7 protein-coding genes and 2 pseudogenes are annotated in these 10208 nt (G+C 49.7%); 2 read left to right on the plus strand and 7 right to left on the minus strand.

Annotated features, from left to right (window positions below; translation table 11 throughout):
- Nucleotides 1-179: 179 nt before the first annotated feature.
- Nucleotides 180-2207: an excinuclease ABC subunit UvrB gene (gene uvrB / locus HMPREF2551_RS01970; protein ID WP_070836936.1), complete on the plus strand. Its 2028-nt coding sequence runs from the start codon at nucleotides 180-182 to the stop codon at nucleotides 2205-2207.
- A 24-nt stretch (nucleotides 2208-2231) separates the two neighbouring features.
- A complete protein-coding gene (locus HMPREF2551_RS01975; RefSeq protein WP_070836937.1) occupies nucleotides 2232-2798 on the plus strand; it encodes a hypothetical protein in 567 nt (188 codons plus the stop codon).
- A 144-nt stretch (nucleotides 2799-2942) separates the two neighbouring features.
- On the opposite strand, the pseudogene HMPREF2551_RS01980 reads toward HMPREF2551_RS01975, so the two are convergent.
- From HMPREF2551_RS01980 to HMPREF2551_RS10475, 7 genes and pseudogenes are all read right to left on the minus strand, one after another.
- Nucleotides 2943-3239, minus strand: a pseudogene (locus HMPREF2551_RS01980) (transposase); the annotation flags it as partial.
- A gap of 240 nt (nucleotides 3240-3479) precedes the next feature.
- Complete coding sequence (gene xth, locus HMPREF2551_RS01985; RefSeq protein WP_070836938.1) at nucleotides 3480-4250, minus strand: exodeoxyribonuclease III; 771 nt, start codon at nucleotides 4248-4250, stop codon at nucleotides 3480-3482.
- A gap of 167 nt (nucleotides 4251-4417) precedes the next feature.
- Nucleotides 4418-4696 (minus strand): ArsR/SmtB family transcription factor, encoded by a 279-nt coding sequence (locus tag HMPREF2551_RS01990; RefSeq protein ID WP_070813625.1) that lies wholly within the window; start codon nucleotides 4694-4696, stop codon nucleotides 4418-4420.
- 373 nt (nucleotides 4697-5069) lie between these two features.
- Entirely contained in the window at nucleotides 5070-6833 is a 1764-nt protein-coding gene (locus HMPREF2551_RS01995) for a monovalent cation:proton antiporter-2 (CPA2) family protein (protein WP_070836939.1), read from the minus strand.
- A gap of 239 nt (nucleotides 6834-7072) precedes the next feature.
- Nucleotides 7073-7933: an MBL fold metallo-hydrolase gene (locus HMPREF2551_RS02000; protein WP_283122397.1), complete on the minus strand. Its 861-nt coding sequence runs from the start codon at nucleotides 7931-7933 to the stop codon at nucleotides 7073-7075.
- 151 nt (nucleotides 7934-8084) lie between these two features.
- Entirely contained in the window at nucleotides 8085-9866 is a 1782-nt protein-coding gene (locus HMPREF2551_RS02005) for an extracellular solute-binding protein (RefSeq protein WP_070836940.1), read from the minus strand.
- Between the two features lie 221 nt (nucleotides 9867-10087).
- Nucleotides 10088-10208 (minus strand): annotated as a pseudogene (locus HMPREF2551_RS10475) (IS110 family transposase); the annotation flags it as partial.

Here is a 10208-nt window from a genome sequence, read left to right on the forward strand (position 1 = left end):
GATGCGGAGTGTAAGCCTTTTACGGGGTAGGGGAATGAAGAGGAGAGATTCAACAGAATAAACCTCAAGTAGCAAAGAGAGGAGATGAAATTTAGTCTTGTCAGATTGGCACACTATCAATTTTCAGACGGCCCTTTGTTATAATCTTCTCTTTCCCTGAACATAAAACAGGCTGTCTTATGGAAGTCATCCAATACCCCAATTCTCCGTTTAAACTCTACCAGCCCTTCCCACCCGCCGGTGATCAGCCGACAGCCATTGCCGGCCTGCTCGAAGGGCTTTCAGACGGCCTTGCTTATCAAACCCTGCTCGGCGTAACCGGTTCGGGCAAAACCTACACCATGGCGAACGTCATCGCCCAAAGCGGCCGACCCGCTATCATCATGGCGCACAACAAGACCCTTGCCGCCCAGCTTTATGCCGAAATGCGCGAGTTTTTTCCTGAAAACGCGGTGGAATATTTCGTCTCCTACTACGACTATTACCAACCCGAAGCCTATGTGCCCAGCCGCGATTTGTTCATTGAAAAAGACAGCGCGATTAACGAACACATCGAACAGATGCGCCTTTCCGCCACCAAGAACCTGATGACGCGCGACGACGTAATTATCGTCGCCACCGTGTCCGCCATTTACGGTATCGGCGACCCGACCGAATACCAACAAATGGTGTTGTCCGTCAAAGAAGGCGACACCATCGAGCAGCGCGACATCATCGCCACGCTCGTTTCCATGCAGTACGAACGCGGCGATTTGGACTTCAAACGCGGTAGCTTTCGCGTGCGCGGCGACGTGATTGACGTGTACCCCGCCGAAAGCTCCGAAAACGCCTTGCGCATCAGCCTGTTCGACGACGAAATCGACCGTCTCGATATGTTCGACCCGCTTTCAGGCGGCCTTATCCAACGCGTCGGCCGCTACACCGTCTTTCCGTCCAGCCACTACGTTACCCCGCGCGACACCGTATTGCGCGCCTGCGAGTCTATCAAAGAAGAGCTACGCGAACGCATCGAATTTTTCGCCCGCGAACAACGCCCTGTTGAACAACAACGCATCGAACAGCGCACCCGCTTCGACCTCGAAATGCTCTATGAAATGGGCTTCTGCAAAGGCATCAAAAACTACTCCCGCCACTTCTCCGGCAAAAAAGAAGGCGAACCACCGCCCACGCTGATGGACTACCTGCCCGACAACGCCATCATGTTCATCGACGAAAGCCACGTTACCGTTACCCAAATCGGCGGCATGTACAAAGGCGACGCATCGCGCAAGCAAAACCTCGTCGACTACGGCTTCCGCCTACCTTCCGCCCGCGACAACCGCCCGCTCAAATTCCACGAATTTGAAAAAGTCATGCCGCAAACTATCTTCGTTTCCGCTACCCCCGCCAAATACGAAGAAGAACACGCCGGACAAGTCGTCGAACAAGTCGTCCGCCCCACAGGGCTGGTCGATCCCCAAATCATCATCCGTCCCGTTGCCACCCAAGTCGATGACTTAATGAGCGAAATCAACGACCGCATCCAAAAAGGCGAACGCGTGCTCGTTACCACCCTCACCAAACGCATGGCGGAGCAACTCACCGACTATTACAGCGAACTCGGCATCAAAGTACGCTACCTGCACAGCGACATCGACACCGTTGAGCGCGTTGAAATCATTAGGGATTTACGGCTCGGTCTGTTTGACGTACTCGTCGGCATCAACCTCTTGCGCGAAGGCCTCGACATCCCCGAAGTCTCCCTCGTCGCCATTCTCGATGCAGACAAAGAAGGCTTCCTGCGCTCCCACCGCAGCCTGATTCAAACCATAGGCCGCGCCGCGCGTAACGTGAATGGCGTCGCCATCCTGTACGCCGACAAAATCACCGACTCCATGAAAGCCGCCATCGATGAAACCGAACGCCGCCGCGAAAAACAAATTAAATTCAATGAAGAACACGGCATCGTACCGCAGCAGATTAAAAAACAAGTCAAAGACATCATCGACGGCGTGTACCACGAAGAAGACAGCGGCAAAGGCCGTCTGAAAGGCAAAAATAAGGTCAAAGTCGGTGAAATCCATAACGAAGAAGACGCGATTAAAGAAATCGCCAAACTGGAAAAAGCCATGCAGCAGGCGGCTAGGGATTTGCAATTTGAAGAGGCTGCTGTATTGCGGGATAGGATTCGGGGGATTAAAGAGAATTTGTTGTTTGGGGCGGAATAATTTTTAAATTTCAGAGACCGTGATATGGAAGAAAAACTTACAGATTTAATTCTTAGTAACATTGAAAAAGGTAATTATGGATTCATTATAGTAATAATTTTTACTATGGTATTGGCTATTGTAATTTTTAGATTCAGAGGAGTATTAGAATACTTATCAGAAAGACGAAATTTTCGTAGAAAATTTTTAGAAGAAGTTATAGCCAATACAAAACATAAATCTAATGTGAGGTATTTCTTAGAAAACGAACTCATTAGGGAATATTTTGCTCGAATATTCAAATTTAATGCAGAAGTTATTATTATAGAAAAAATAATAGATTTTCATAAATTTTTAAATGGTGAATTTACGTTTAATCAACTTGTTAAAAGTTATAGGTATATGAGAATGAATGATGGAAAACTTACAATTCATATTTCCTGGCTTGATTGGTTTGTAGACGCATTTATATATTATATACTCGCATTTATTTTATTTTGTCTAGGAGTATATTCATATATTCTTGGCTTTGAACACGATAATTGGAAAATTTTATTATATATTTTATATGCATTTTTCAATATTTTATTGAGCTTAATAATATATTTTTAATCAATTCCTTATAAAAATGCAAAGAAATTAAAATTAAGATTAGAAGCCTTTCAAAAACAAACCGTAGCAAACCGTAGCCTGTGTGCGTAGCGGGCGTATCAACTGTATTTTTTACCCCGTCGGGCAAAAATACCAAAACTCAAATCAAGCCGTTTGGATACCGTTTTCGGTGGTACCGTTTTCAGCAAAGTAATCACGCATCCGGGCATTCAATATCGTCAGCAGTTTGCGCATACATACCGTAACGGCAACATTATACGGCTTACCCTTGGACAGCAGGCGTTGGTAGAAATCCCGAATAAGCGGTTCAAAACGTGTCGCTACTACGGTAGCCATATACAGTACCTTACGCACCGCAGACCTTCCGTCGAAGCAGTGGCTTTTGAATTTGGTTTCGCCGCTCTCCCTCGGGTGTGGCGCAATACTGACTAGACTCGCTAGCAAGCCGTAGCCTGCATCTCCACAAACCGCGTGCGTAGCTGCGCCATATCCTACCTGCGGGCGGCACAAACTTTAAAACCGAGGTGTAGGGTGTGTGCGGTACGCACGCACACGTTCTTTGCTATTCAACCATTGTTTTAAACTTTCAGAAGGCTTCAAACGTCGTCTGAAAACCTTTTGCAATAAGGCCGTCTGAAATCCAGTTTTCAGACGGCCTTATTGTTTATATTGCTTTAAAACCTAACAGTCAAACTCGGCAATTACCGGTGCATGGTCGCTGGGGCGTTCTTGGGCGCGGGTTTCTAGGTCGACGGTGACGTCAGTTAGGGTGGCGGCGAGTTTGGGGCTGCTGAGGATGTGGTCGATGCGCAGGCCGAGTTTGCGTTGGAACATGGCGCCGCGGTAGTCGAACCATGTGTAGAACGCGCCTTCGGGGTGGATTTTGCGCAGGCTGTCGGTCAGGCCGAGGTCGAGTAGGTTTTTAAACCATTGTCTTTCGATGGAGGAACAATGGATTTTTTCGTGCCATTTTTCGGGGTCGTAGCAGTCGGCATCGGCCGGGGCGATGTTGAAGTCGCCGAGCAGGACGAGTTTGGGGTGTGCGGCCATTTCGGCGCGGACGAACTCGGTCAATGCGGCAAACCATTGTTCTTTATATTGGAATTTTGGGCTGTCCAGTGCTTCGCCGTTGACGCAATAGACGTTGATGACGCGCACGCCGTTGATGGTGGCGGCGATGACGCGGCGTTGCGGGTCGTCAGGGAGGGCGGGCAGGCCGCAATGTACGTCTTGCGGTTCGTGGCGGCTGATGATGGCGACGCCGTTGTAGGTTTTTTGGCCGCTCCAGACGCAATGCCAGCCCATCATTTGCAGGGCGGCGGCCGGGAATTTGTCTTGGTCGAGCTTGAGTTCTTGTAAGGCGAGTATGTCGGCTTGGTGGTCGGCCAGCCAGTTTTGTACTTGGGGCAGGCGGACGTTGAGGGAATTGACGTTCCAAGTGGCGATTTTCATGATGTTTCCGTGTGTGCTGTTGGGTGGGAAGGCGGCGGATTGCGCCTGTGGGCATGGGCGGTATTGTATAGCGGATTGGTTTATTTTTCGATATGGGCTGAAAGTGGAATGCCGTCTGAAAGCTGATGTTTCAGACGGCCTTGATGTTGTGATATGGAATAATTTGTTTATTCGGCTTGGTCTTTGAGCGTACGCAGGGTATCGAGGATGGTGGTGGCTTCTTCGGAGATGAGGCGGTATTCGATGATGCGGTGGTAGCGCGTGAAATCGATGATGCCTTCGGTGCGCAGGCGTGCGAGGTGGTTGGCAATGCCGGTCGGGGAGGAGTCGAGCGCCTGTGCCAGTTCGGTAATGCTGCGGTCGCCGTCAAGCAGCAGAAAAAGGATGGCCATGCGTTCGGGGTTGGCAATCAGTTTGAGAATGGTAGAGAGACGCTTGATTTCCATATTATTGTTCCTTATTGTCTGTTATATGAACGCTTGATTTGGGTTAAATTTGGATGATTGTAGTTTTTATTAAGATTAACCTTATAATTCAAACTCTTAGTTTGAAGTGTACACGGTTTTGTAAAATTTGAGGGCATTGTTTTGCAATTTTTTGTTCATTTTCGATATTTTGCTTCGGTTGTGAAACTGGAGTGAAAAGAGACGAAAAGGCCGTCTGAAATGTTCCGTTGCAGATGATTTTGCTGACGGATGTTTCAGACGGCCTTTGATTTGGCTTTAAACTGCCTGCGTTCCGGACGGGCGTAAAAAGTGCGGTGTTTTGCAATTTTTCGCTTAAATTCCATCGCTTGCAGCTACAAAAGTGCGCTCTATTTTACGAATTTTTCTTTATATTCCCCAACAGTAATCTGCGCCCTTCAAATTCCTTGCCGGCAATTTCCAAAGCGAAGCGTTCTTTGTCGGCGTCGCGTACTTTGTCGTGTACGGCACGTAATTCCTGCACGCTAGCACCCAATGCCTTGACGATTTCATCGCCCATTTTCATGGAAGAATAGAAGGTTTCGCGCACTACGAAATCCGCTTCCGCTTTCACTAGGGCCAGCGCATTGCGTCTGTCCCAGGCGCGCACGAACACCTTGGCGTTCGGGTTGATATGATGAATATTTTCCACAATTCTGACCGCACTTTCTCCGTTGTCCACGCATACCGCTACGATGTCGGTGTGTTCTACGCCGCTGGCATGCAGCACGTCGGCGCGGGTGGCGTCGCCGTAATAGACTTTGAAACCGTATTCGCGTGCGACGTTGATGATGTCGGGATCGTTGTCCAGAATGGAAATGGTGGCACCGTAGGCTAGCGGCATTTGGCTGACCACCTGCCCCATGCGCCCGAATCCGATAATCAGCACGTTGCCGTTGAGTTCGCCCGCATGTTCTTCCACATCGTCCACTGCCGCAGCTGCGCGGGATTCATTGAAATAGCGGTCGAACAGCATAACGCCGAAGGGTGTCGTAATTATGGAGAGCACCACGATTGCCGTCATATTCGCTAGCACTTCCGCATTAATCGCCCGTTGTGCGGCAGCGGAGGCGAGTAATACGAAGGCGAATTCACCGCCCTGCGACATCAGTACGGCGCGGTGTATCGCGGTGTGATGGCTTGCTTTGGTAAAACGCGCCACTCCATAAATGGCAAAGCATTTCAAGATAATCATCAGTACAGTGGCGGAAAGAATTACCTTCCAGTTATTGAGCACCGTTGCCACATCCAGCGACATCCCGACAGCTAAGAAAAACAGCCCGAGCAAAAGGCCTCGGAACGGTTCGATATCCGCTTCAAGCTGATGACGGAAGTCGGATTCCGACAGCAGCACTCCCGCCAGAAACGCACCCATCGCCATAGACAGACCGCCCAGCTCCATTAAATAAGCCGCACCGAGTACCACCAGCAGCGCGGCGGCAGTCATCACCTCGCGTGCTTTGGATTTTGCCAGAATTTTAAACAGCGGATTGAGCAGCCAAATACCTGTCGCAATCAACACTACCAAAGAAAGCGCGGCAACACCGATTTTCTGCCATAGCGGTACGGCATCGGCAACGGCATTGGGATTATCGGGTGCTAGAAATGCTACAATCGCCAGCATGGGCACAATCAGCAAATCTTCAAACAGCAAAATGGAGACAATGCGCTGACCTTGCGGTGTGCTGATTTCATGACGTTCGTCCATAATCTGCATGACCATTGCGGTGGAGGTGAGTGTAAAACCTACCGCCGCAATAAACGACATCACTAAAGAAAAACCGTAAGCCAGCCCGATTTGGGTAAGGACCAGACTGGAAAGCGTCACCTGCAGGGTACCCAAGCCGAAAATCTGATTACGCAATTTCCATAAATGCGACGGCTTCATTTCCAGCCCGATCAAAAACAGAAACATCACCACGCCGAATTCCGCAATATGCAAAATAGCGTGGGAATCGGTAATGAGCTTTAATCCGAAGGGTCCGATAACCAGCCCCGCAGCCAAATAACCCAGAATCGAGCCTAGACCTAAACGTTTAAATAACGGCACGGCAACTACCGCCGCCCCCAATAACTCCACCACGTGCAATAAATCGCCGTCAGCTGCTTCTACCGCCATAATTCCTGCCTTTGTTAATTCATAAAAATTTTTCGTATTATAAAGAAAAATCGCCGTAACACAAAAAAATCGTCATTTGACGGCTTCCTCTAAGAAAAGTGCGGTCGGTTTTTGTTAAATTATTGTACTTTGCCGTCGATTTCGATCGGGGTATATTCCACCGGCACCCAAGTATAGCTGCCGTTGCTTTCGGCACGGACGTGGCCGATGCCGGGGAAGGGCATATGTGCGCCAGCTATCTAGATTTTACGTGTGGCGGCATCTTTGAGCGCGTCTTGGCGGCTGGCGCGTGCCTGTTTGGGGTCGCTGTCAAACTCAATGGCGATTTCGGGATCAAGCATTTGCAGTGTGTGGTTGTGCATCAAATCGCCCCACACCAGCATGGTTTGTCCTTTTGAAGTGAACTCGATGCCATTGTGCCCAGGCGTATGACCAGGACTCGGTTTGGATACCATACCCGGAATCACTTCTTCGCCGGTTTTGTAGAATTTCACCCGATCGGCTTTAACATAAGGCGCTACGGCGTCGCGTGCCAGCTGTGCAAAGCCGCGGATGGCTTCGGGAATCTGATCCATTTTTTGATCAAGCCAGAAGCCTTTTTCTTCTTTCGCCAGCAGAAGCGTTGCATTCAGGAACACCATTTTACCGTCGTGCGTTAAGCCGCTGACGTGGTCGAAGTGCATGTGAGTCGGCAGCAGAATGTCCACCTGTTCGGGTGTATAGCCGGCGGCTTTCATGCTGTTTACCAGTTTGCCGGTATTTTTACCCATAATATCCACATCGTCCGTGCCGGAATCCAATAAAATCAAATTCTTACCCGTATTGACCAGAAAGCAGATAACTGCGGTATTCACGCCTTTATCCGCTTCGAGCGGGCTGAATTCGCGCGCGATTAAATCGTCCAATTCCGCTGCACTTTTATTGCTGAACGGTTGGAATAATTGCGGGCTGACGGAAAGAAAGCCGTCGTATAATGCGGTGACTTCAAAATCGCCCACCATTAAACGGTGATAGCCGGGAACCTGCGTTCTTACCTGTTTCACGGCATGTTCCGCCGGAGTGAACGCCGGCGCTGCGATTGATGCGTTTGAAATAAACATGGTGCCGGCGATAATTGTTGTTTTTTCTTTTATGTTTGTTTGGAATCAGCCGATTGATTGTTTTTAAACAAACAACTAGGTTTTATGATCCTATGTTTAGGACTACACGCCAAGGGCTTGTCAGACGCTTGGACGTGTTGTCGAAATGCGACTACTTTTTCTTCCAGCCTGCGCTCATGGCGAAGGTGATGGGGTCGTAGTATTTCGGCAGCTTGGACGGAATGCCGACATCGTTACGGTACACGACGCGGTAGCGGTCGGCGAACCAGTTTGGAACGATGGTGTATTGGTGGCGGATCAGTCGGTCGAGCGCGCGCGAGGTGGTTTGCAGTTCTTGGCGGTTGGTGAAGCTGTTGAAATGGGTCAGCAGTTTTTCAACCGCGGGATGACAGACGCCGGACAGGTTGCGACTGCCTTCGGTTTTGGCGGCAGCACAGCTGAAGTAGTCGTATTGTTCGTTGCCGGGGCTTTCGCTGTTGCCGTAGTAGCCTGTGGTCACATCAAAATCGAAGTCGTTCATGCGTTTTTGGTACACGGCGGAATCGGCAGTGCGCACGTTCATGGTGATGCCGATTTTGGCAAGGTCGCGCTGCCATTTGGCGGTAATGCGTTCGTAGTTTTTGCTTGGGGCGAGGAATTCAAAGGTTAGCGGTTTGCCTTGTTTGTCGACTGCTTTGCCGTTCTTGTATTGATAGCCGCCTTTTTCAAGCAGGGCGCGTGCTTTGAGCAGGTTCGGGCGCACGCCCAGTTTTGGATCGGTAACCGGCGGCATAGGGACGTCTTGATCCAATACGCCGTCGGGCAGCTTGGTGCCCAATGATTTGAGCAATGCGGTTTCCGTGCTGTCAGGCTTGCCGGTTGCGGCCATGGTGCTGTTGGTGAAGAAGCTGTCGGTGCGGCGGTATGCGCCGTAGAAGATGCGGCTGTTGACGCTTTCGTAGTCGAAGCTTTCAATCAAGGCGCGGCGGACGTAAATATTGTCCAAGGGCTTGTGGCGCATATTGATGACGAAGCCTTGCATGCCGGCTGTGCTGTTTTGTACCCATTCGTGTTTGGACAGATTGCGTTTTTTGAGGACTTCGTCGGAGTAGGCGCGCGCCCAGTTACGGGCAACGTTTTCTTGTACGAAGTCATATTGGCCGCCTTTCAGCCCTTCGATGCGGACAACTTCGTCTTTGACGTATTTGATGCGGATGTGGTCGTAGTTGTAGCGGCCTTTGCGCACGGGCAGATTTTGCGCCCAGTAGTTTTTGTCGCGGACAAACTCGCTAATGCGGCCGTTTTCGGCTTTGGCAAAACGGTAGGGGCCGGAACCGATGGGCAGGCTGTTGGGAGCGGCGGCTAGGCCTTTGGGATAGCTTTTATGCGAGAAGACGGGCAGGCTGCCGAGAATCATGTGCAATTCTGAGTTGCGCTGTTTGAAGCGGAACACGACGGTGCGGTCGTTGGGCGTTTCTACTTTGGCCACGTCGCTCCAGTAGAAGTGGTACATGGGGGCGGCGGCTTTGTCTTTGGTCAGGATGTTAAATGAAGCGGCAACATCTTTGGCTAGAACGGGATCGCCGTTGTGGAATTTGGCTTTGGGGTTGATTTTGAAGGTAACGGAAAGGCCGTCAGGAGCCAGGGCGATGTCTTCGGCAATCAGGCCGTAAACGGCGTAAGGTTCGTCCATGCTTTGCTCGGTCAGGGTGTCGAGTGTCAGCATGCTGATGCCGTATTCGTGGTTGCCTTTGAGGGTAAAGGGGTTGAGCGTGTCAAAAGCACCGAGGAAAGGCGTGGTAAATGTGCCGCCTTTGGGGGCGTTGGGATTGACGTATTCGAAGGCAGTGAAGTTGGCCGGATATTTGGGTGGTTGGCCAAGGCCTACGCCGTGAGCGGCAAAGGCGGCAGATGGAATCAAACCGAGCAGCGAGAGTAGGGCTGGTGTTTTCATCTATTTATCCTTATAGGTCGAATGTAGTATTCAGTAGTGTGCTGATTATAGCAAAGATAGTGTATTGAATAGTCAAATAACTTTACATTTCTTAAAGTTGAAACAATACGCACCCTGATTTGTTCAGGGTGTTTTGTTTGATATTAAATGATTTTGCGTTTAATTTTTTTATTTATTTTTCAGTAAATTAAAAATAGCCGGCGAAAGCCCGGTTTAATTTTTCATTTATATCTTTCCGGCTCAAAATCTTGACCGTTTTTTAATAGGTTGAAAGCTATCACGGCAAGTTTGCGCATGATGGCTATCAGTATAAGTTTTATGGGCTTTCCTTTGGCTTTTAAT

Source organism: Neisseria sp. HMSC066H01 (assembly GCF_001837375.1).
GTDB lineage: Bacteria > Pseudomonadota > Gammaproteobacteria > Burkholderiales > Neisseriaceae > Neisseria.